The sequence below is a fragment of the Dictyobacter alpinus genome (genome assembly GCF_003967575.1).
GTDB classification, from domain to species: Bacteria; Chloroflexota; Ktedonobacteria; order Ktedonobacterales; family Ktedonobacteraceae; genus Dictyobacter; species Dictyobacter alpinus.
Map to the genome: position 1 here is coordinate 3,985,062 of NZ_BIFT01000001.1, position 22,731 is coordinate 4,007,792.

Genomic DNA, 22,731 nt, shown 5'->3' on the forward strand with positions numbered 1-22,731 from the left:
GAGCTTTCTTTCTATGTTTAGGCAGCATCTATCTCTGCGATAATGACCTCGATTAATTGCTCAGTAGTAATGTTATCGGCCAGCCCATCAAAGTTTAAGACCAGGCGATGGCGTAAGGCAGGAAAGGCGACGGCTTTGATATCTTCAAGCGACACATTATAGCGGCCCTCAAGAAGTGCACGTACTTTGGCTGTCATGATCAAGGCCTGTAGCCCACGTGGACTACCACCATAGCGCACATACTGGCGGATCTTCTCTGGCGAATCCTCCTGATCGGGATGGGTTGCCAGCAACAGACGTACCGCATATTCTTTGACGTGGGTAGCAATCGGTACTGCCCGTGCCACGTTAATCATATGGGCCAGATGTTCGCCTGTCGTCACGGTCTTTGCGCGCAGGTTCTCGGTTCCCACGGTTGTATCAATGATACGCATCAAGTCAGCCGCTTTAGGGAAGTTGACGATGATCTTCAACATAAAGCGATCCAACTGTGCCTCTGGCAAGGTATAGGTGCCTTCCATCTCCAATGGATTTTGGGTTGCCAGTACAAAGAAAGGTTGGGGGAGTGGGCGTGTCCGGTCGCCAACGCTGACTGTACGCTCTTGCATGCCTTCAAGCAAGGCAGATTGGGTTTTGGGTGTGGCGCGGTTGATCTCATCGGCCAGTACGATATTGGCGAAGATCGGACCTGGTTGGAAACTAAATGCGCGTTTGCCACCGGTTGTGCCCTCGCTTTGTTCAGAGACAATATTGGTACCCACAATATCGGCTGGCATCAGATCAGGCGTAAACTGGATACGCGCAAATTTCAGCTCGAGCGCATCCGAGAGGGTACGGACCAGCAAGGTTTTGCCCAGTCCTGGCACGCCTTCGAGCAGGACATGGCCACCTGCCAGCATTGCCAGTAGTAGTTCACGAATCACACGGTCCTGACCAACCACGATGCGACACAATTCCTCCTCCAACTTCCGGGTTACTTCGATGAACTGGGCAATATCTTCTTCATCAGGCTCCTCGGTTGACGTGGCTGGTGTTTTGGTGGCTACCTCAGAGTGTGCTGGTTGAGACAAGCGCTGAACAGGCGTGTCATCATATGGGTTAAAATTAGCATCTACATTTGGCATGGTTTACTGTTGCCCTTCTAATGTATTAAAGTAATCGTGAACCAGATCCTTTTGATTGGGAGAAACATTGCTGTTATCGATGGCGTCGTGCGCTTTCTGATTATATTGTTCGATAACCTGTGAATAAGGCACATCGGATCCTGGTTGTACGACTCCTGTATTGTTATCGTTGGATTGAGTGCTTGAGCCCTGCCCATTTTGTCCCTGCACATAAACGCGTTCATTCTTGTGGTTGCCTGTGCTATTCGTACCACCAGCGCCACCAGTACCACCAGTACCGCTAGAGCCACCGTTTCCCTGGCCCTGACCCTGTTGTTGGCCTTGACCCTGACCTTGCTGACCCTGGCCTTGTTGGCCTTGACCCTGTTGGCTTTGATCTTGTTGACCCTGGCCCTGTTGACCCTGACCTTGCTGACCCTGGCCTTGTTGACCTTGACCCTGCTGGCCCTGACCCTGTTGTGCTTGGGTAGGTGTATTATCTGTAGAGGAAGCCAGATCAGTGGCTGAGTTTTGTAAGCCCTGGTTAGCTTGATTGATGGCGTTCTCGCCGGCCTGATCGGCTGCCGCTTTACTGTTCGCGGCTTCAACTGCTTTGGTGGCATCAGAGATTTCACCGCTACTGCCATCGGCCAGTGATTTAGCAAGCTGGTGTAGTGATGAACTGAGCTCAGGATCTTTACTGGCTTGATTGGCGGCTTTCTCCATATCTTGCGCAAGTTGCTTGCGTTGATCCGGTGTGAGTGTATTCGCCTGTTTGGCCAGATCCTGTAAGGCTTTCTGCAGGCTTTTACTATCGTTATTTTTTAAGGCATCGCCCGTGGCTTTGGCATTTGCGTTTGAACTGCTTTTGAGGGCATCTCCAGCTGAAGAGCGGGCTTGATTTCTATTGGCCGCCTGCGGATTGCGCAACTGGTCCAGTTTGGCCTGGGCTTCTGAGAGCGCCTGCTGCGCTTCGGTAGGATTCTTCGCCTGCTGTAGTTTGGCTTGCAGGTTATGTAATACCTGATCAATCTTTTGCTTTTGATCCTGGGAGATAGATGGTTCTTTCGCAATAACCTGTTTGAGCTTCTCAATATTAGTAACTTGTTTGGCGAGCTGTGTTTGTAGGGCTGCCTGTTGCTTGAGTATGGCTGTCATGGGATTGGGCGCGAAGATGAGTGGAATGAGCAGTAACAGTAATACGACGAGCGTAATGGTGGTTGCACGCTGCAGGCGTAGAGAGATGCTCCTGGCCGGCGTATGAGCCTGCAACTTCTTGAGCGCATCTCGTCGTTGTAATCCGGCCAGTACCGATGTCTTGTCGCGTAATTCCCAGGCAGTCCCAATACGATCATGTAACTCAAGGCGCTGATCGATGCGTTGTGCTGTGGCAGTTAACGTTGGCCGCAGCCAGAGCGCTAACGCGATCCCAATGAGCGGAAAGGCGATTCCCAGTCCCAATGCCCAGTAGGGAGCCTGCGCCCAGGGAATAAGCCGTGCCACAACCAGCACAAGGCACGCCAGGCCCAGTCCTACAATCAGGCCTGTGATGCCCCAGAAAAAAACCTTCTGGGTCCAGATGCGTCTACGCCAGGGAACGAGTACGCTTTGTAATGTGCTCGACGTACGCGGTTCCCCCGTGGTCGTTGTCGGTGTATGTGACGACGGTATGAAGGTTGTCATGCTACACCCTTTCTCTCGTATTATCTGCTGGATTGATGTCCTTATTCATTTCCACCGTCTTCTTTGAATTACGCTGTAGCTGTTGCCTTTGTTTCTTGTTTTTTGGGCAATGTGTGCTTTTTCTGTGTACGTTCTTTCAATCTATCCCAGGCATGTGGTTTTACTAACCATACACTTAACGCGATAAAAATGAGTGTTGCAATGACACTAAAGATACAATAACTTTGCCAGAGAGCCAGTTGAAACAGACCCGGGATATTGATGCCGCCATTCAAAGATCCGAGGGCGTTAATAGTACTCAACAAAGCCAGCACCGGATGCCAGGTTAGATAAGCGGGTATCGCGGGTTGAGTTGTGACTCCTGTTGGACTAGTGGTTGGTCTGAGCGGCATTAATACGAGCAACAAAAGTGGCAGTCCCAGCCAGAGAAGGATCATGACGTAAGAGAGGGCCGTGGAAATCGCAGGACGCGCGATCAGCGTTGAGCAAAAGATGCCCAGACTAGCCGCCAGGATCGCTGTAATGACAAAAATGAACAACGCCTGAAGTGCTTGAAGAGGAGAAACTCCTCCAAAGAAAAAGACCAGACTGAAGATGGGGATTGAGGCCGCAATCAGGAGCAGGGCGTTGATCAGTCCTGCCAGGAGTTTTCCTATAACCAGGGATGCGGCCGAGAGGTTTGAGCAGAGGAGCAGATCAAAGGTCTGACGTTCCTTCTCACCATTGATCGCGGTCGAGGTAAAGGCTGGTGTGATAAACAGGATCAGAAAGAGCTGCACAATCATAAGCAGGATATATAAGCTAATTCCAATATTGCCCCAACTGTTACTATTATTGGCATTACTACTATTTACACTAATGTCCAGCCAGCCCAATAACCCCAACAGCAAAATGTAGATAACAATCAGCCAGATGGTGCGTTCACGGCGCATGCGCAGGCGCATCTCTTTGATCAGAAGTGAGATAAAGGTCATGACTGACTGTTCCTTTCCGTAATATTTAAGAAGACTTCTTCCAATCGACCGCCACCAGAACGTGGTGCAAAGGAGACAATCGGCAGACCAGCGTTGATCAGGGCAGCCAGAATATGATGGAGTGCCTGATCATCGCCGCTAAAGTCCGCTTGAATCAGCCTGTCTTCAGGCGTTGTGAGATTCTGAATATCAGTAACGTTCTTCAAATGCTGAACGGCGTCTTCCACCCGAGCGTTGTCCAGCAGACGGATCTCTATTTGTCGACCGCCCCCTAACTGGCGGATGACCTTTTCGACATCACCTGCGATGATCAGTTCGCCATTTTGTAGAATCGCAATATCTGTGCACATTTCAGCCAGTTCAAGCAGGATGTGTGAGCTGATTAAGACGGTTTTTCCCATTCCCTGTAACGTTCTTACCAGTTCACGTAGCTCCACACGGGCGCGTGGATCCAGTCCTGAAGCTGGTTCATCCAGGATAAGAATCTCTGGATCATGGACCAGCGCGCGAGCCAGGCAGAGGCGCTGTTTCATACCACGCGAAAGGGTCTCAACCATCGCATCCCGTTTGGATGAGAGTTCGACCAGTTCTAAGAGGTCGTTGACAATGCCGGCGCGTTTCTGACGTGGGATGCCATGGATACCGGCATAGAACTCCAGATATTCAGCTGAAGTCAGATCGGGATAGACCCCAAAGAAGTCTGGCATATACCCGACTTTCCGCTGAATGATCGCTGGTGCGCGTGTCACCTCTTGTTGCTCAAACCAGACCTGACCATCGCTAGGAGTGAGGAGGGCCGCCAGAATTCTGAGGAGTGTGGTTTTGCCGGCGCCATTAGGGCCAATCAGGCCAAAGATGGTGCCGCGCGGAATCTCAAGGCTGATATCTCGTAACGCATTGGTATTGCGATAGCGCTTCGAGACATGCTGTATTTTTATCAACGGCTCTGTGGTTACCGTGGCCGGAGATGGTAGAACCATTGGTTGCATAGCTGTCCCTCTCTACTGTGTGATCGTTCCTTGTACCACTAAGGCAGGTTTATCAAAAACAACATTGGTATCATGGTTGCTCAAATGGAGCAAGATGCGGCCATTGGGGCCAATGTAGGCCTGGGCGTTGTTCACTGAACACGAGAACTGGCTGAACGTAATCGCGTCCCAGGATTGTTTTTGCCAGTTATAGAGATACGACTGGATATGATTAATATCTATGCTTGGACCAATGTTTATAATTGTGTTCCTATTGGCAACTGCCGATGAGGTCAGGTTTATCGCACTATCTTTTAGTGTTCCGCTGACTGGCAAGGTATATTCCAGGGTCATACTCCCTGTGGTGATCATATAGGTTCCTGGGGCCGGTTCTTGTACATTGCCGGGGGCGTTCTGTTGCACACTTACTACCTGACTGTTAATAAAACTTGCAGGGAATGTGATCGGTCCCGAAAAATTCACATCTAGTGGCGCCTGTACTACTGTCTCTTGTGAGCCATTGGTGGTTTGCCCATTGACAGTGATAGCTCCATTATTATTGGTTAAATCTTTTGCCCAACCGATAAGCGTCGCGCCTGCCCCTGAAAGGAGCAGTGGATCTCGATTGCTGGTACCATTTCCATTGTTCTGGATAAAAGTTTTGGTAATGTTTCCGTTATTATTGATACTCTGCACGTTTTGATGATAGCAATTGTTGCTATCGCAGTACCCCCCACCGAGAGCCTCAAGCACCATGACATGGTGTTGCAGGACATCACTGGATTGGATAGCACCGGATGTGTAAACGTTACCGTTTGGATTGCTCTGCAGGCCACGACTGTTGGCGATCTGATCTGCGATGGTCAGGCTATTTGTGGCAGTGGGATCCCTACTTTTGAGATCAAGCGTGATCTGCTTGCTGCTATTAGATGGCAGTTCGCCGATCGCTACATAACTATCCCCAACCAGCACAAATGCATCGCTGAGCGCATATGGTAGCGTGTTGGTGACGGTCCCGCTCACCTTATCCTGCTGGATTTGCAACTGACCCTTAAGCCCGCCAGTGGTATGGGTATCGCTTTGGGTCATTAAGGTCCTGGTGGTCCAGATATCGACACCTTGTAAGTTAATATCAGTGCTGTTGGTGCCCGTCGTGAAAATTGCACGTTGGGTACTGGCAGAAGGGCTACCATTATAGGAGGAATAGGGCATATTATTCTGATCAATCGGCTGCACCAGACTTGCGCCGGGAACATGCACCTGGAAATCGCCTTGACTGGGTACAAATACCCCTAAAAAGGTGGTGGCGTGACCACTGGTACCCGTTTGGTCCGGGGCGTTAAGCTGTAGCAAGGTGATGCTACTATTGATAATCGCCGACCCTTTTTGCTGGAGGGCCAGACCATAACTGAGAAATGTGAAGACCACGATGGTTGATAGGACGATGCGCCAACTCCAGGTACGACGCTTCAGGATACGCACCAGCAGCAGTCGCAGTGGACCCAGAATGGCGACATAGCTGAGCAGGAGTGCGAGAATAAGCCAGATGGAAGGAAATGCATTAGGAAAAAGTGTTTGGAGTACCTGGATCATCGTACCGAAATAGTCATTGTTGCCTTGCATGGACATATTGGCGTTATTGTTTCTGCTTGTACTCATCAGTGCCTGATCACCCAGTGAGCGCAAGAGGAGCGTTGACCATAATTGATTGGTCTGTTGCCAGCTAGCCAGTGGCTCAATCGTTGGATCATAGGCTAGATAATAGACGGTACCCTGTCCCTGGACCTGCTGGACAATCAGCGGTGTCTTTCCATCAGCTAGAATGGTGGTGCTATTGGGCGCTGCTTGCGCCGTGCTGATGGGGATAGTAGATTTGACTGTGTCGGCGGTAGATTGATCGCCTTTGGTCAGGGTCCTTACAGGAAGAAGCTGTTTGCCCGCGGCCAGTGTGCCAGTGCCTTTGATTGTGGCTGGCATCAGACTGGCAGGTAACGTATTTAAGGTGCGTTTCCATTCGGGGCCACCCGCCAGTATCAGGTTTCCTCCTTGATTAACCCAACTCTGTAGGGCATTGGTTTGTTCTTGAGAGAGATTGCTACTGGTGAAATCATCGATGACGATGGCATTAAAATTCTTCAGGACCTGTGCTTGCTTTGGTAGTGTTGCCGCGCTCAGGTTCTTTACCTGTCCCGCTGGGCTAAACAAGTTTGAGAGGGCTAAATTCAATTGTCCAAAGTTATTGGGGGTATCGGTCAGGACCCCGACCAGGGTCTGGTTATAGGTGTTAGTATTGGTGTCGATAATGCGATGGGTGATACTGTGTCCTGTACCATCAAGGAGATCCATGGTGATGTGGGCATTGAAGCCCTGAATCTTTAAATTGATCGGGGCAGATATTGTAATGTGCTTTTTTGCGCCTGGCGGCAGATTAATGGCTTCTTGATACATATTGGCGGTCTGCATCCCATTCTGACCCGAAGGTGATGATGATGGTACATTGATCGAGACTTTTCCGGTAAAATCGTTACCCGTGTTGCTTAGATCGATCTGAATCGGTGTCCAGTTGCCATCTTGATACATACCATCAAAGCCAATACTGACCTTATCAATGGTGGGACCGCCTGCCATTGGTTGTAGTGAGTGGGCAGAAGCCGTGGGGGCGAGGAGTAGTGCAATGACAAAAATGATGATACTAGCCATAAGAAGCGTTGCCGGCCGTAACACGCGCCGAGGCTGTATCTGTAACATGAGCATATCTCTGAGCCTCTCTAGTAAATGTATGATTACATCAATCAGGTCCTTAGAAATGTGTTTTGCTCAATTAAAACATACTGTTCTACTGATATAGAGTGTGTTGTTCACCAGTTTTTCCAGATATGTCGGTGTCGGATTTTGAGTACTATCAGTACATTAGACGTTTTATGCTGGCCTTTTGTTGCACTTCAAAAATTTATAGGTCGTTTTTCTCTTTTGTGTAAGAGAAGAGCAAAAGAGCAGAAGAAATACTATAAACCGATGATGAAATCTTCCTGCTCTTTTCGCTATCTATGTTGAGGTTGCACTTTTCAAGAAACGCTAGTGCTGTGAATGCTTGATATAGGATAACAGATTATGCCTACAAATGCTACGGTAGCATTTGACGCATGTGCTTTCCTACCGCTTCAATCTGATGAGCTGCATCTTTTCGGCGCAGCGCCTGCAAAGTGGGGCGACCAGCCTGATTCTCCAGGATCCAGTTACGGGCAAAGGTGCCATCTTGAATCTCATGGAGAACGTTGCGCATCTGTTCCCGGCTCTGCTGGCCAATGATGCGCGGCCCGGTCAGATAGTCGCCAAACTCGGCGGTATCGCTGATCGAGTTATGCATGAAGTGGATGCCACCTTTATAGAGGAGATCGGCGATCAATTTGACTTCCTGTAAGCAGCAGGTATAAGCCACTTCTGGTTGGTAGCCAGCCTCGACCAGTGTTTCAAAGGCGTTACGAATCAGCGAGGTGAGACCACCGCAGAGGACGACCTGTTCCGCAAAAAGGTCTGTCTCGGTCTCCTCGGCCAGTGTAGTCTGGATAATACCTGCTCGAGTGCAGCCAAGGGCACGTGCATAGGAGATCGTCAATTCTCTGGCGTGGCCGCTGACATCCTGATATATGGTCCAGAGTGCTGGAATGCCTGAGCTCGCAACATACATCTGTCGTAGCTGTACACCTGGACCATTAGGGGCCACCATAGCCACATCTATATTGTCAGGGGGCACGATCTGTCCATAATGCAGGCCGAAGCCATGGGCGACCAGGAGCAACTTACCCGGCGCTAATGTCTCTTTGATGCTCTCGCTATAGACCTGGCCTTGATATTGATCGGGGACGAGTAGCATAATACAATCTGCCTGGGCCGCCGCTTCGTGGGGAAGTAGCGGTGAGAAGCCATCCTTTTCGGCCCGGGCGCGGCTGCGGCTGATCTCAGGGAGGCCGATCAGGACCGTGCAGCCGCTATCACGTAAGTTAAGAGCATGGGCATGGCCCTGACTACCATAGCCGATGATGGCGATACGTTTCTGTTGTATGAGCTCAATATTCGCGTCTGCGTCATATAAAAGGGTTGCCATGGATGTGTTTATCCTTCGTTTCTCGTGTTTGAAGATTGGCACATAGTGATCTAATGCTGCTCAGACTCGGGCTTATCCAGCCCCTGAGGCTGTTCCTCTTGTAATACCCGTGCCACGTCGGCGTGTGTGTGATATGTTTCTTGGTCGGACGGAAATGTTCCGCCTTGAACATCGGTCTTGTATTGTTGTAGTGCCTGTGTGGCTATCTCTGCCAGTTGGGCATACTGGCGCACAAATTTGGGCAGGTGACCGCTGCTAAGCCCAAGGACATCATGAAAGACCAGCACCTGTCCATCGCAGTATGGGCCAGCTCCGATACCGATAGTTGGAATCGCAATCTCTTCACTGATCCTTTTGGCCAGAATATCTGGAATCCCTTCGAGTACCAGGGCAAAGACGCCTGCCTGTGCCAGCGCACGGGCATCCGCTAATAGCTCATGTGCGGCCTCAAGCTCTTTGCCCTGTACCTTATAGCCTCCCATGGCATGGACAGATTGTGGGGTGAGACCAAGGTGGCCCACAACAGGAATCTCCGCTGCCAGTAATGCTTCAATCATCGGGATACGCTTGCGCCCGCCTTCCAGTTTGACGGCCTCAGCCTTGCCCTCACGTATCAGGCGGCCGGCATTGCGGATAGTCTCTTCGGTCGAAATATGATAGCTGAGCCAGGGCATATCGGTTACGATAAGCGCGCTCGGCTGTGCCTGGGCTACGGCGGCGCTATGGTAGATCATTGTCTCTACCGTTGCCGCCAGGGTATTGGCATGTCCCAGGACGGTGGTGGCCAGGGAATCACCAACCAGAATCATATCGATCCCGGCCTGATCAACAATCCGGGCCATGGGGGCATCATACGCGGTAACCATCGTAATTTTGCTCTGGTGTTTCCGGGCTTTGATGGCAGGAACCGTTACTTTATCACGCATTGTGTATTCTTTCTCTCTTCCAGGTTATTTCGCCGTGGATGGCTGGTGTAGGATTGTGCCGGTATCCCATGTTCCATCCGCGTGCAGGACAAAATTATCAATTAAACGAATATTTCCCAGGCGGACAGCCAGGAGTAAGAGTGCCGGCTTGTGGAGAGTCTCAAGTGGCTGGAACGTATTGGCGTCTCGCAGCTCAAAATATTCTAGCTGGACCGCCTGTTCTTGCTGTAACACCGTTATCGTGGCTCTGGTCAGGGGAGTGATATCTGCCTCACCTTGCTGTTCAAAGGCATTCCTGGCGGCTTGTAGCGCCCGGTAGACCACGTTTGCGCGGGCACGGTCCGCCGTACTTAAATAGCTATTGCGACTACTCATGGCCAGTCCATCTGGCTCTCGAACGGTAGGGAGCACATGCAGGGTGACAGGAATATCCAGATCCAGGATCATGCGATTGACGACCGCGACCTGCTGGGCATCTTTCTGACCAAAGTACACATGCGTGGGTTGCACAACATGCAACAATTTTTGTACGACAGTCGCAACGCCCCGGAAATGGCCCGGACGAATGGCTCCTTCCCCTTGTTCCGCCAGTGGACCCTCGGGATGTACAAAGGTAGAGAATCCTGTGGGATACATCTCTGCAGCGCTGGGAAGAAAGACGCTCTCTACATCGAGCTCCCTGAGTAATGCCAGATCGTGCTCAATATTACTTGGATAGGTCGCAAGATCCTCTTGCGGTCCGAATTGGGTTGGATTAACAAAGATACTGACGACCACATGTTCGTTCTCGCTGCGTGCTTTGCGGACCAGCGAGAGGTGACCCTCATGTAAATATCCCATGGTTGGTACCAGGCCAACGCTACCCGTCCACTGCTGATGTTCATGCCTCATTGCCTGAACGGTGCGGACTATGCGCATAGTTGCAGAACTCCTCTTTACTTGAAATTGATTATTGCTGGAAAACTTGCACACCGTCGGGACCACCCACGATGACCTGCTGAGCCATATCGATGAAGAGTCCGGTCTCAACCAGACCAACAATTGCGTGCAGGCGTGCATTTAATGCTCCTGGATCGCTAATACCCTGGGGGAAGGTGCAATCGAGGATAAAATTATGGTTGTCAGTGATAAAAGGAGCCGCACCCGCATGGCGCAGTTTTACCTGAGCTCCCAGGTTGGCGATTTTGCGGCTAATAGGCGTGAGGGCCAGGGGGATGACCTCTACTGGCAAGGGATAGTGATGTCCCAGTTGCTCGACGCGCTTGGTGGGATCCGCCACAACGACAAAGCGGCGGGCGGACGAAGCCAGAATCTTTTCGCGTAGCAGGGCGCCACCGGCCCCCTTAATCAGGCATAGTTGTGGATCAATCTCATCGGCGCCGTCAATATAAATATCCAGTTCAGGATGGGTATCCAGATCAGTGAGGGGGATGCCCAGATCAGCGGCCAGGGTATAGGTCGCTTGAGAGCTGGCGACGGCTCCGGTAATATGTAAGCCTTGCTGTATGCGTTGCGCCAGGGCCTGCACAAAATGGCTGGCGGTTGATCCGGTTCCCAGTCCTACAACCATACCTTCTTCAACCAGCTCGGCGGCGGCCGCGCCTGCTAACTGTTTCCATGTATCTTGTGGATTCGTTGCTGATGACATGATAATGCGTACTCCTTTTCTGCGAGGTGCCCATGGCTGCGAGAAGAAGCAGTGCAGCGAGATGTACGCCGGCTCTTTTTCGCGGCAGGGTACCGCTTGTTGTGTCGAGTATAGCACTTTCCATAAAGGTGCTACAAATATGCTCGCTACGTTGCCTGGTACCTGATCCTATTCATCTTGCCATCCCTACAGTGTCGTGATACACTCTTCGAGTAATTAAAGAAATTTTGCAGAAAAGTCCTGCTCCTCCTTTGGCTGTTCGATGCAGGCTGTTGTTCTTGTTGGCGCTGATGTGGTTGGAATAGCCGAATCTGTTTCAGGTGGTAGTAATAATGTCTGATGTTTGGCGCGTTATTGTGGTTGCGAGCGATGACACTCTCAACCAGAATCTGGTCAACTCTCTGCACAAAGATGGCTATATTGTACAAGGAGTTCTGAGTGGGGCGGATGCCGTGCGTGTTCTCTGGACAGAAGAGTGTGATGTGCTCATTTGCGATGTGAAAACGCCTGGCACTGATAGCTTTGAATTGCTTCAATGGCTACGTGCATATCGACCGGGCATACGTATGATTATGCTTGGTGAAGCGAACTCTGAACCATTACGGATACAAGCATTAGAGAGTGGAGCGGTTAGCTATTTAGAGAAGCCATTAGATATCCGTTCGTTAAAAGAAGAGCTGCGGCGTCTTTTGCAACAAACGGGGTTTTCTGCTAGCCTGGACTCATTCGATTTGCTGGATGTGATTCAGATTATTACCATGAGTCGCAAAAGTATTACACTCCTGGTCAATACTGGTTTGGAAGAGCGCGGCATCCTGCGCTTTCAAAATGGTGATCTGAGCTGGGCCGAATATGGTGTGTTGCGTGGAGAAGAAGCTTTTTTTGCTCTGGCTGCCCATAAAAACGGGACCGTTATCCAGCAGCCCTGGAGCGATCAGGTGGCTTCAAATGTGACGCAGCCGCTTTCGCGCTTGATTTTTCAGGCGCTCCAATACCGTACAAAATATGCCAATCAGCAGCAACTCAGCGGTGAGATCGAGCCCGTCCATGCCTTACCTGCCTCTTCCTTCAATGAAATAGATGATACCCCATTTGTGTTTGCTGGTGATACCCAGACTACAGAGGATCACCTGGATGATGTGTTGACCGAGTTTAACGATGATCAGGCGGAAAAAGAGTGGTGGGAACGTACCGGTCACATGCCTCGTGCAGAGACCGCTGAGCCAGTTGAACAGGATAGCTCTCCGTCCCTTGCTCCAACTGTGGCGATGAATGGGCATGAGTTGATGAACTTATTGCGCAAAATGGGGAATCCTGGTCAGCCTTTGCAAGATGCACCTGATCCAGCGCCGGCTCCACCGGCGGATCTTCCTGGTTGGCTCACCGATCAGCCAACCTCAGCGCAGCGTGCCATCCCTAAATCTCCAACTGTATCCCAACAGACAGGTGGACATACTATTCCGGCCACACCCGATATGAAAGCCAGATCTGGTGAGTGGCCGACGGCGCCTGTCTCTTTTCCCACAACTGATAATCTTGCTCCCGAACGGGCAAGCAGCCCGTCCAATTCTCAGTTGCAGCAGAGCGGACTACGCCAGCCTTCTGGCCAGGATTGGGGAGAGCCAGCCCCGGCCGATGGACAGACTGATAGGAAGAGAACCACGCAACTATCAGGGCCCCTCGATGCTGCTCCGCTGACGCCAGGGCAGACTACTCTTAGCGGGACAACTCCAACCGAGCAAACCGTGGATAGTAGTAATCCACAGTTATCGACTGGTGTTATGCGCGCCCAACAGGCTGCGCGCCGCAATTATGCCTCCCTGGTCTCGGCCCTGCAAACGCTAGGATATTCAGTATCTGGTTTTATTGCGGCCGCCGTCGTAACTCTTGACGGACAACCGATTGCGCAGGTTGCGATTGATGATACAGATATCTCAAAATTATGTCGCTACTTCAGCATTATCCAGAAAAGCATCCTGCAAGCAGTCTCTGCAGAGCAATCATGGGGTGATTATGAAGATACTGTGATTAATAGCGGGGGAAGACAGATATTTATGCGTATGATCGGAAGCGACAAGAAAAACTTTCAAATTTTGATCACAACGCGCGAAGCCGATGCTACCGAGTGCTCAGAGATCATGGCCAATGTTGCAGAAACCATTCATCTTGCGTTACGCTAAGATTAAAAAGGAGAAATAAAAATCATGAACGAGAAGCAGCTGGAAACAAAAAAAGAAGAAGCCCCAAATAAGGGCTACTCTTTCATTATTGGTATCTTTATCGCGCTGGCAATTATTATACTCTTTGCATTCTTGTTCCCCAACTAGCGTAATTGGGGTGGTCCCCCTTTATTCAGGGTTTTGCGATGCTTCGAGCAACTTTTTAAGATATTCCAGATCCAGATCTTTTTCTGTACTTGTATCTTCAGCTTTGCTGGTATTTCTGGGATTAATCTTGATACGCCTGCGCGTTGTCGTTTCTTCCGAGGATGATGCAGAATGCAGTGGACCCGTTTTGGGGGTGCGCTCTTTTGAATTTGCGCGTTCTTGTTGCTGATATTTGATGGTATTGAGTTGATTTTCAACCGTTTGTTCGGCACTTAATGCATCAAGCTGATTGGCAAGCGTGCGTCGATTCAGGTCTGCCAGTGCCTGGGCTCGTGCTTCGGCGTCCAGAAGCGTCTCGCTGGCATTGGTATGCGCGCTATTGGCTCCGGCGGCGCTGGTTTTTTGTAAGGCTTCATAGACACGTTGCTGAATGATGGCGTTGCGCTTGCGGGTCGCCAGGAGTTCTATCGTGGTATCAACCTCAGCTATTTTGGCCTCTAACTTATGCAAGAGATTGCGCATTGTCGACACCAGTTGTTCCTGCTCTTGTTTCTGCTTTTGATAGCGCTGGACAACCTTCTGACCCTCATTATACTGTGTAAGCGCCTTACGAGCGGCCGCATCATTGTTTTGTTGTACCGCCATTTCAGCTTTCTTCAGCCAGCTATCTGTCTCCGTTTTGCGGGCCTGGATGCGTTTTTGCAGAACATGCCCCTCTGCAATGGCCTTGGCAACCTCTGTCTTAACCTGGACCAGCTGATTACGCATATCCAGTTGCAGTTGCCGCAAGGCCTTTTCGGGATCCTCGGCCTTCTCCGCGACCGTATCGAGGTTTGCCCGCAGCAAAGTGAGTGCACGTTCAAACAAATTCATGGGCGATCTCCGTTTTATTGCATTTGTGTAGTCGTATCTACTGTTTGTTTGTCTGATTACTTATTCATACGTAGAACGACGATGATAGGGAGTAGGTTTGTAGAAACAGACCTACTCCCTATTGATACTAGATTTTACCTGAGGTCGACTCAACCGAGGCGGTACCATTGACACGGGCACCATCTTGATTGGTTTTCGGCTTTACTTCCGGATTGCTGTTCAATGCGGGTACATTGCTCATCAAGTCCCCAATGCGTGTGCCACTGAGTAGTTCGAAGAGTGCAGGAACCTGGGCGACCATGTTCATGACATCTCCGGTAAGACGACTGGCGCCTACGCCGTTGTGGTTGCCATCGCCGCCTGTGGAGACAATGGTGACCTTGTCGACTTTGCTTAATGGCTCGGCAATCGCACGGACGATCTCTGGCATACCTGTCAGCAATTTATCCAGTACGGCAGCCTGGTTGTATTCATGGAAGGCAGCGGCTTTCACTTTCATGGCATCCGCTTCAGCTTCACCTTTGGCGCGGATAACTTCGGCTTCCGCCAGACCACGGGCACGAATGACTTCAGATTCAGCCAGACCACGAGCACGGTTCGCATCTGCTTCACCGATACCACGTGTCTTGGAGGCATCTGCCTGACCTTGAGCTTCCAGGATCATGCGCAGGCGCTCGGCTTCAGCGACCGTTTCGATACGGCGGCGCTCAGCTTCGGCGGCCTTCTGGATTGTGGCCTGCAGTTCCAACTCACGGCGTTGAATTTCAGCCTGCTGCACTTTGATCTGCGCGTTTTTCTCTACCTCTGTAACACGTACAGCTTCGGCAACGACTTGCTGCTGAGTCATATTTGATTGGATATCATACGCTTTATCGGCAGACGCCTGCTGTTTCTTGACCTCGGCATCAAATGAAGCCTTTTTCAATGACAGGTTACGCTGGGATTCCGCCTGCAGAGCCATGGATTCTGCTTCGGCTTTTACACGCTCTTGATCGGCCAGTGCGCGGGCAACCGCAGCCTGACGTGAAGCATTGGCCTGCTCAATCTGGGTGTCTCGCTGGGCCAGTGCGGCGGCGATATCAGCCTGTTTACGAATCTGGGCGATCTGTGGACGACCCATATTGACGATATAGTCGTTCTCGTCACGAACATCTTTAATGGTAAAGGAGATAACTTCCAGTCCCATCTTCTGCATATCCGGTGTGACGGTCCGGAGCATCTTGCCGCCAACGCTTTCAGGATCTTTCACCAGATCCTCAACGGTTAGCTGACCAACAATACCACGTAAGTGACCTTCCATGACCAGACGGATCAGGTTCTCACGATCTTCCTGGCTCTTACTCAGAAATTGTTCGGCGGCTGTACGAATGCTTTCGTCATCCGAACGTACTTTGATCTGAGTAACTGCCTCGACATTGACGGCCACACCCTGGGTTGTATAGAGTGCCTGGCGTGGGGCGACATCGAAGGACATTAATTCCAGTGAGAATTCCTGGGCACGATTAAACAAGGGGATGACCAGCTTGGCGCCACCGGTAATCACATGGGTACCACCCTGACCATAGACAATCAATGCCTGGTTAGGACCCACTTTGCGTAAGAGAGTGCCCCATATACGTACAAAGATGGTTACAATAATGAGGACAGCGGCAACACCTATGCCAACCAGAAACAAGATAGGCATAATGGATTACTCCTTTTTTGAATCATTGCGCATAATAATTTCAGATTCATTTTTATTGGGTTCTTCAAGTAGAGCTCGTAATGTGGCCATATCATCGGTCTCGGCGGTAGAAACGCTGGCGGACTCTTCCTGGTTGACAAAATGATCCCAGGTATCAACCTCGGCGATCCCACGCTGATAATTGACGACAACAACCTCTTGATCGCGTTCTAAGCGACGACCATCGATGCTGCGAGCGGGAATACTTTTCCGCATACCACCGGGAGAGACATACAAAATCTCACCCAGGCTGTCTTTTTGAATGGTTGTGCTGACCTTACCCAGCAAGCCAGTGCGATCCGAGATATCCTGTATCGTCGCTGCTTCGCTGTTGCCAAACATGCGCGAAAACAGGGAAAGCATGAGTGCCGCTACCACAAGTCCGATAATACATGCCAGACCTAAGATGATGGGTATCGTAAAAGAAGTGGTGGTGTGTAAGGCATAACCAAAGAAACCAAATCCAATCAGAAACAGAACGATGCTGGTTGGATTCAGAATACTGAGAATGGAAAACTCACCGTCATCACCGTCACTATTATTGCCATGATGCTGCCCACCGCTATGGTGACCATCAACATGGATGTGGTGGATATGATGGCCTCCATCACCACCATGATGGCCAAGATTGCCAAAGAGTGCTGTGATGATCAGGTAGAGCATTCCAAGGAGAAAACAACCAATAAACAATAGGGAAAGCTGATCAGTGGCGATCATAGATATGCTCCTTTAGCTTTGGACATACTATGATGTATACTCCTCGTTGCTCAACATGCTCAATAATGTTGATAATACTGGTGAGTATACCGCATGTCCCCAGCACACATGCCAGTAACAGGCAGGGTAGTGCCAGTGACGCTCCGATAAATGTCAGGAAAGGAAATAGGGTATTGGAAAACTCACCGACCATAGCCAGTAAGCAGGCACTGATGAGCAGTGATAATGAAACAAGGACTGGATGACGTTGCAGCACTGGATGACGTCGTTGCCTGTGTTCAATCAGGCGAGACTGGCCAGACAAGTGATACGGCTCCCGAAACATCGTTCTGCTTTCCTTCTCTTTTACACTATGATTCGTCGTTTGAGGTGCTTCTTAATCCTTACTTCCCCTACATGTTCTTTTTCTGTCTTTAAATTGCCTTGAACCACTTCATGCATAACCATATATATAATAGACGATACATTGGGCTCAAAATACAATGCCTCATTCAACTTCTTCATGCATATCGAGGGCATCGATAATTGCTTCAAGTTCTTCAATAGATAATTCCATAAAGGTACGAAATACCGCCAGATAGCGTCGTGGTTCCTCAACTTCGGCAAGCAGGTGCAAAAGTTCGCTCAAGACTGGCTCTTTGCGCCATTCGGCCGCACTGGCTAGCAGCCAGGTAGCCAGCCTGTCAGTATCTTGTCCGACTTCTGTGGTCAGGTCGGTACTATAATCCGGCGGATCGTTGACCAGATACCCGGGATGAACTTTAAAGAAACGTGACAGTAAATCTCGGCTTGAGGCGGTCAGATGCAATCTTTTTGCACTCTCGAGTTGCGAAAGATAGGCCTGACTGATACTTTCCCCGAGCTCCTGGTGCATCATTTTTACAACTTCCATCTGGGTCATCGGGCGATTGAATCCTCTGATATCACCTTCAATTGTACGTAAATGTTTAATCTTCTCCGCTAGATTCATGGCAACCTCATAGCTATTTGCTATATAGAGTATAGCTAAACGCTATGTACTTGTCAAGGGAAAAAAAGGGGTTTACTGGTATGATGGGTACTTTATCAAAATTCGTTTGATGGGTTGTGCGCCCGCTACGCGGGCGGGAGGGGGAGCGTTGCCGGGGGCACAGCCCCCGAACCCCCAGTTAAGGGGCTCGCCGCCCCTTGCATCCCCGCTTTCATATGACATGATGGCTGGCACACTACTAAGTACTGCTGATAACACTTAAAGAGTCGAAAGAGCGGAGCTAGCGACAATGATCAGACCTATCTCTTCTAGTATAGCGGTTGTGACGAAAAAAGTGTGTAACGTAGGTTAAAATAACCAGAGCGGTACATCTGATCAGGCTAAAGCCTGGATGACCGCTCTGGTGGGAAAGGACAGGTAACCAGAAATCGCCACACCATGGAACTGAAAGAAGGGTAAGGGTATATGGGTTGTAAAGAAAGGGATTCCATGAAAAGGGTGAGGCTTGCACATGCGAACAAGCCTCTCATCAAGTGATGCAGAGCCTGTGACTCACTCTTGCTACTCACATGTCCCTAGTATAAACGCAATAATTCAAGAAACCATCACGGATTTGTAAAGTTTGTTTAGGGATTTCCTTACAGATTTTTTGGTTCTAGGCGCATCTTTTCCTCGCGGTGTTTTTCGATTTCTTCCTGTTTATAAAGCATGGGATGCGTCTCACCGTTGCGCCAGAGTTCGATAAAGTCATCGTAGTGTTTACTGGCTGGATGCCCCGATTGTCCAGGTGCATGGATTGAGCGGCTGGCTGAAAAATCATGGAGATCGATGATCTGGCGATAGGAGGGAACGACCAGTACGTTTTCTGGTGTGGCTGAATTGGCTGAGCCGACGTTGATGGTATCGCCATCGCCACCGACCGGGAAGGGGCCGCGATTGAAGAAGGACTCTAGCGCTTTGACCGTTCCTAACGGGTGGGCATATTTCATACTATGGATGGCCCCATAGCGCCAGCGCAGGATGTTGCCGCCCAGTTGCACTTTGAGCTCCTCCAAAGTGCCCTCAAATGCACGCTCCAGCGCGATTTGCCAGCTGGTTGGTCCATTGGGCAGTATCGAGTTGGCGAACCAGCTATCCTGCTGCTCACGCAGCAAACGGATCAGTAATGGCCGGGTGCGGCCAGCGTAGCCATTCAGGGTTCCCATCGCGCTGAGGCTCTGTCCCAGGTAGTGTTGTAGGAGTACTTCGTCATCTCCCAGGATGGCATCCAGTACAATCCGTTCCAGCTTGCGCACAAAGGTCGTGTAGAGGCTGGCGCCGATACTGTCGGGCCGCAACTGATAATCCCAGGTCTGCAAGATCTCCTGTGCCGCGCGTGCGATGCCGCTTGTCGGCGTTATCTGGAGCATGTAGGGCACGATTTCAGTAGCGGGCAAGCAATATTGATCGTATTGAATACTGGCCATGTCTGCGACGGTCAATTTTTTCTGCTGCTTTAATAGATCTTGAATACGCTGGGCGCGATAACCATTCAGCCACTCATGAGTAATATAATAAGGATACTCATCATTTACTACCCGGTGGTTGGCCGTCACCAGAAAATGCTGCTCAGGATTATAGGTGCGGGGTAGCTCCTCAAACGGAATGCGGCCCGTCCATTCGTATTCGCCGGTCCAGCCAGGTACAGGCACGATGGCCTGACCTTTGGCGCGGATCGGAATATTGCCGGCCATGGTATAGCCGATATTGCCCGCATTGTCGGCGTAGACAAAGTTTTGCGCGGGCGTATCCCAGCTACGCAATGCAGACTGGAATTCCTGCCAGTCTGAGGCGCGATTAAGCTGGCGAACAGAGGTGAGCAGCGTGCCAGCCTCCAGGCTGGTCCAGCGTAAGGCCAGCGGCAATTCGGTTGGTTCACCTTCAGTAATTTGTGCCTGCGAGATGGCGGGGAGGTGCGTAATGATTGGACCATGGCGTGTCACGCGCACCTCTTCCACGACCGGTAACTCCTGTCCTTTGACCAGGATCTCCTCACGGATAACCTCGGCCTCCAGCCATTGACCCTGAAATTCATATTGACGCGGATTGTCAGGATTAAACTTCTCGACATAGAGATCCTGTACATCTGAGACTGCGTTGGTGACTCCCCAGGCGATATGTTGATTATGTCCGATGATGACGCCGGGAGCTCCGGGAAAGGTAGCTCCGATGACGTCCATGTCACCTGAGACCAGATGGCACTCATACCAGATAGAGGGAGCGGCCTGACCCAGGTGCGGATCATTGCAGAGCAGGGGCGCACCATTTTCGGTCATGCTGCCATCGACGACCCAGTTATTGCTGCCACCCATGATACTAAAGCCGCTCAGGGTCTGAATTTGCTCATATTGCTCTAGCAGGCCCAGATTGATGCCTTGATAGCTGACACCTGGAGGGATGATCAGTGGATGTTGCGGATCATAGCCCGCTTCCAGTTTCGCGGCCCGCTCGACTCCGATCTTGCCGACGATACGCGCGCGAATCAGCTCGGTTTCCCAGTTCCCACACAGGCTCCAACCCTGAACCTTTCCCCATTGTAAGGTATCGGCTGGTTGCCAGGCTTCGGGCTGATAGCCCAGGATCGTGAATTCGACTGAGAGCTTGTTTTTATGCTGATCGATAAAGCTGTTGACCCCTTGCGCATACGCGTTGAGGATGCGCAGGTCTGGTTCGGGTAAGGATGCGGCATCCGTGACGGCGGCGCGGTGCATGCCGATGCGGCGACACAGGCGATCTATCTCTAGAGTCACAGGCCCCAATATTTCAGACAGGCGACCAGAACCAATGCGGCGGTTCAGATCCATCTGCCACAGGCGATCCTGAGCGTGTACATAGCCTTGGGCGAAATAGAGATCATCATCATTGGTGGCATAGATATGTGGAACGCCATACGTGTCTGTGATAATCTCAACTGGCTCATGTAATCCCGTCAGTTGAAAGGTGCCACGTTTGGATGAAAGTTTGCGGTGTGTCAGCAGGGAATACATACCGCTGACAAAGCCCGTTGCGGCGGTGGTTTTCGTCAGGTTCTTACGCCATCTGGATGCCATAAATGTGTCCTCCTTCGTTGGAAACGGACCATAAAGCAGTGCTGGGTAGCAGCGAATAAACTCTTAAGGCGGATGGCTACCTGTCTGGTAAACCATCCGCCTCTGTATTTTACACCAATTGGGTTCCTTTTGGCGTATCACGCACTTCGAAGCCCATATCTTTCAAGAGATCGCGTAGCCGGTCTGACTCCTTCCAGTTGCGACCAGTACGTGCCGCATCGCGTTGGCGTACCAGTTCCTGTACCTCTTCGCTGATCGTGACTGGCGCCTTGGGTTTGACCGTATCCAGGCGTAATCCCAGTACACGATCGAAATCCAGGATCAGGTGGCGGCGCTCGGCTGGCTCGATCTTATGTGAGCGTGCCGCCTCACGCGTAATGCTGATGGCGATGGGGAGATCCAGGTCGTTATTGATCGCGTCATGGAACGCCTCCCGTGTACGTTGTGCTTCCGCCGACCAGCTGGTAGGAGCATCAGTCACAGGGAGTTCAGCGATATCCGCGCGCAGATTGTTCAGGGCATTCTGCGCGCCCGCAACCGACTCATCGGTGAAATTCAGCTTTGAGCGATAGTGGGCCGTCAGCAACAGGTAGCGATAGGCCATCGGCTCAATGCCGCGTTCTTTCAGGGAGCTCAGTAAAAGCACATTGCCAACTGAGCGCGACATCTTGCTATTGCCAAAGTCCAGGAACTCATTATGCACCCAGTACTGCACCGGCTTTTTGCCTGTCGCACCCTGGCTCTGCGCGATTTCATCCTCATGGTGTGGAAAGACCAGATCGATACCGCCCGTGTGGATGTCAAATTGCTCGCCCAGGTATTTGGTCGCCATAGCGGAGCACTCAATGTGCCAGCCAGGAAAGCCAACGCCCCAGGGACTCTCCCAGTTCATCTGACGAGACTGGTCGCCGTTTTTCCAGAGCGCGAAATCCTCTGGATTCTGTTTATCTTCCGCAACCTCCATCTGGGCACGGCCATGGCCGCCCGCACGCAGGTTATCGATGGTATTGCCGGAAAGCGCACCATAGCCAGGGAACTGGTTGACGGCATAATAGACATTGCCATCACTCACATAGGCCAGACCGTTCTCGATCAACTTTTTGGTGATCGCGATCATCTCCGGGATATGCTCAGTTGCCTTTGGCACCATCTGTGGTGGTAGGATATTCATCTCGTCGCTATCCTGCAGATACTGCTTTGTATAGCGGGCCGCAATCTCATAGGCCGAGATACCAGTGGTGCGGGCCTCATGTTCCAGCTTATCTTCTCCGCCGCGTGCATCATCATCCTCATGGAGATGACCCACATCCGTGATATTGCGGACCAGATACACATCATACCCGTTATACTCCAGCATGCGGCGTATCCAGTCCGTGGTCGTAAAGGTGCGTAGATTGCCAATATGAATATCTTTGTAGACTGTAGGGCCGCAGCTGTAGATACCTACTTTAGGTGCATGCAGGGGCTTGAACAGTTCTTTTGTGCGTGTCAGTGTATTATATAGATAGACTGGTTTATTGGCTGTAGTTGCCATGAGCTAGTTCTCCTCTAACTGAGTCATATTCTTTGCTTGTGCTTGTGCTTGTATCCTGGGCATGGATATTGCTTGTATTTGTACGAGGTTG

Annotated in this window: 18 protein-coding genes; 2 read left to right on the forward strand and 16 right to left on the reverse strand. The window is 50.8% G+C overall.

The window, feature by feature from the left end; translation table 11 throughout:
* Positions 1-17: 17 nt before the first annotated feature.
* The 9 genes from EL633_RS15730 to rpiA form a co-directional block, all read right to left on the reverse strand.
* Entirely contained in the window at positions 18-1,124 is a 1,107-nt protein-coding gene (locus tag EL633_RS15730; RefSeq protein ID WP_126628089.1) for an AAA family ATPase, read from the reverse strand.
* Positions 1,125-1,127: 3 nt separating this feature from the next.
* Positions 1,128-2,786, reverse strand: coding sequence for a DUF8809 domain-containing protein (locus EL633_RS15735; RefSeq protein ID WP_126628090.1), 1,659 nt, complete (start codon positions 2,784-2,786; stop codon positions 1,128-1,130).
* A 68-nt stretch (positions 2,787-2,854) separates the two neighbouring features.
* A complete protein-coding gene (locus EL633_RS15740; RefSeq protein ID WP_126628091.1) occupies positions 2,855-3,760 on the reverse strand; it encodes an ABC transporter permease in 906 nt (301 codons plus the stop codon).
* The gene (locus tag EL633_RS15745; RefSeq protein WP_218027501.1) at positions 3,757-4,749 is read right to left on the reverse strand and encodes an ABC transporter ATP-binding protein; all 993 of its coding nucleotides are present in this window, start codon (positions 4,747-4,749) and stop codon (positions 3,757-3,759) included. Before EL633_RS15745 ends, EL633_RS15740 begins: the two co-directional genes overlap by 4 nt.
* A gap of 12 nt (positions 4,750-4,761) precedes the next feature.
* Positions 4,762-7,476, reverse strand: a complete 2,715-nt coding sequence (locus EL633_RS15750) for a DUF8815 domain-containing protein (RefSeq protein WP_126628092.1) — start codon at positions 7,474-7,476, stop codon at positions 4,762-4,764.
* Positions 7,477-7,852: 376 nt separating this feature from the next.
* Entirely contained in the window at positions 7,853-8,833 is a 981-nt protein-coding gene (gene ilvC, locus EL633_RS15755; RefSeq protein ID WP_126628093.1) for a ketol-acid reductoisomerase, read from the reverse strand.
* A 50-nt stretch (positions 8,834-8,883) separates the two neighbouring features.
* Positions 8,884-9,759 carry a 3-methyl-2-oxobutanoate hydroxymethyltransferase gene (gene panB, locus EL633_RS15760; protein WP_126628094.1) on the reverse strand — a complete coding sequence of 292 codons (876 nt, stop codon included), beginning with the start codon at positions 9,757-9,759 and terminating at the stop codon, positions 8,884-8,886.
* A gap of 24 nt (positions 9,760-9,783) precedes the next feature.
* Positions 9,784-10,677 (reverse strand): pantoate--beta-alanine ligase, encoded by an 894-nt coding sequence (gene panC / locus EL633_RS15765; protein ID WP_126628095.1) that lies wholly within the window; start codon positions 10,675-10,677, stop codon positions 9,784-9,786.
* A 31-nt stretch (positions 10,678-10,708) separates the two neighbouring features.
* Positions 10,709-11,407 carry a ribose-5-phosphate isomerase RpiA gene (rpiA, locus tag EL633_RS15770; protein ID WP_126628096.1) on the reverse strand — a complete coding sequence of 233 codons (699 nt, stop codon included), beginning with the start codon at positions 11,405-11,407 and terminating at the stop codon, positions 10,709-10,711.
* A gap of 332 nt (positions 11,408-11,739) precedes the next feature.
* Between rpiA and EL633_RS15775 the strand changes: the two genes are divergently transcribed.
* A complete protein-coding gene (locus tag EL633_RS15775) occupies positions 11,740-13,587 on the forward strand; it encodes a response regulator (RefSeq protein ID WP_126628097.1) in 1,848 nt (615 codons plus the stop codon).
* 24 nt (positions 13,588-13,611) lie between these two features.
* Positions 13,612-13,734 (forward strand): hypothetical protein, encoded by a 123-nt coding sequence (locus EL633_RS37845; protein ID WP_281275885.1) that lies wholly within the window; start codon positions 13,612-13,614, stop codon positions 13,732-13,734.
* Positions 13,735-13,755: 21 nt separating this feature from the next.
* Here EL633_RS37845 and EL633_RS15780 read toward each other — a convergent pair whose 3' ends face one another.
* From EL633_RS15780 to cysS, 7 genes are all read right to left on the reverse strand, one after another.
* Entirely contained in the window at positions 13,756-14,607 is an 852-nt protein-coding gene (locus EL633_RS15780; RefSeq protein WP_126628098.1) for a PspA/IM30 family protein, read from the reverse strand.
* 127 nt (positions 14,608-14,734) lie between these two features.
* Entirely contained in the window at positions 14,735-16,291 is a 1,557-nt protein-coding gene (locus EL633_RS15785) for a flotillin family protein (RefSeq protein WP_126628099.1), read from the reverse strand.
* A 6-nt stretch (positions 16,292-16,297) separates the two neighbouring features.
* Positions 16,298-17,047, reverse strand: coding sequence for an NfeD family membrane protein (locus EL633_RS15790; protein ID WP_126628100.1), 750 nt, complete (start codon positions 17,045-17,047; stop codon positions 16,298-16,300).
* Entirely contained in the window at positions 17,034-17,372 is a 339-nt protein-coding gene (locus tag EL633_RS15795) for a hypothetical protein (RefSeq protein WP_126628101.1), read from the reverse strand. The genes EL633_RS15790 and EL633_RS15795 overlap by 14 nt, the downstream gene beginning before the upstream one ends.
* Before the next feature lie 162 nt (positions 17,373-17,534).
* Positions 17,535-17,948 (reverse strand): transcriptional regulator, encoded by a 414-nt coding sequence (locus EL633_RS15800; RefSeq protein ID WP_126628102.1) that lies wholly within the window; start codon positions 17,946-17,948, stop codon positions 17,535-17,537.
* A 707-nt stretch (positions 17,949-18,655) separates the two neighbouring features.
* Entirely contained in the window at positions 18,656-21,106 is a 2,451-nt protein-coding gene (locus EL633_RS15805) for a penicillin acylase family protein (RefSeq protein WP_126628103.1), read from the reverse strand.
* Between the two features lie 109 nt (positions 21,107-21,215).
* Positions 21,216-22,640 carry a cysteine--tRNA ligase gene (gene cysS / locus EL633_RS15810; RefSeq protein WP_126628104.1) on the reverse strand — a complete coding sequence of 475 codons (1,425 nt, stop codon included), beginning with the start codon at positions 22,638-22,640 and terminating at the stop codon, positions 21,216-21,218.
* Positions 22,641-22,731: the final 91 nt, after the last annotated feature.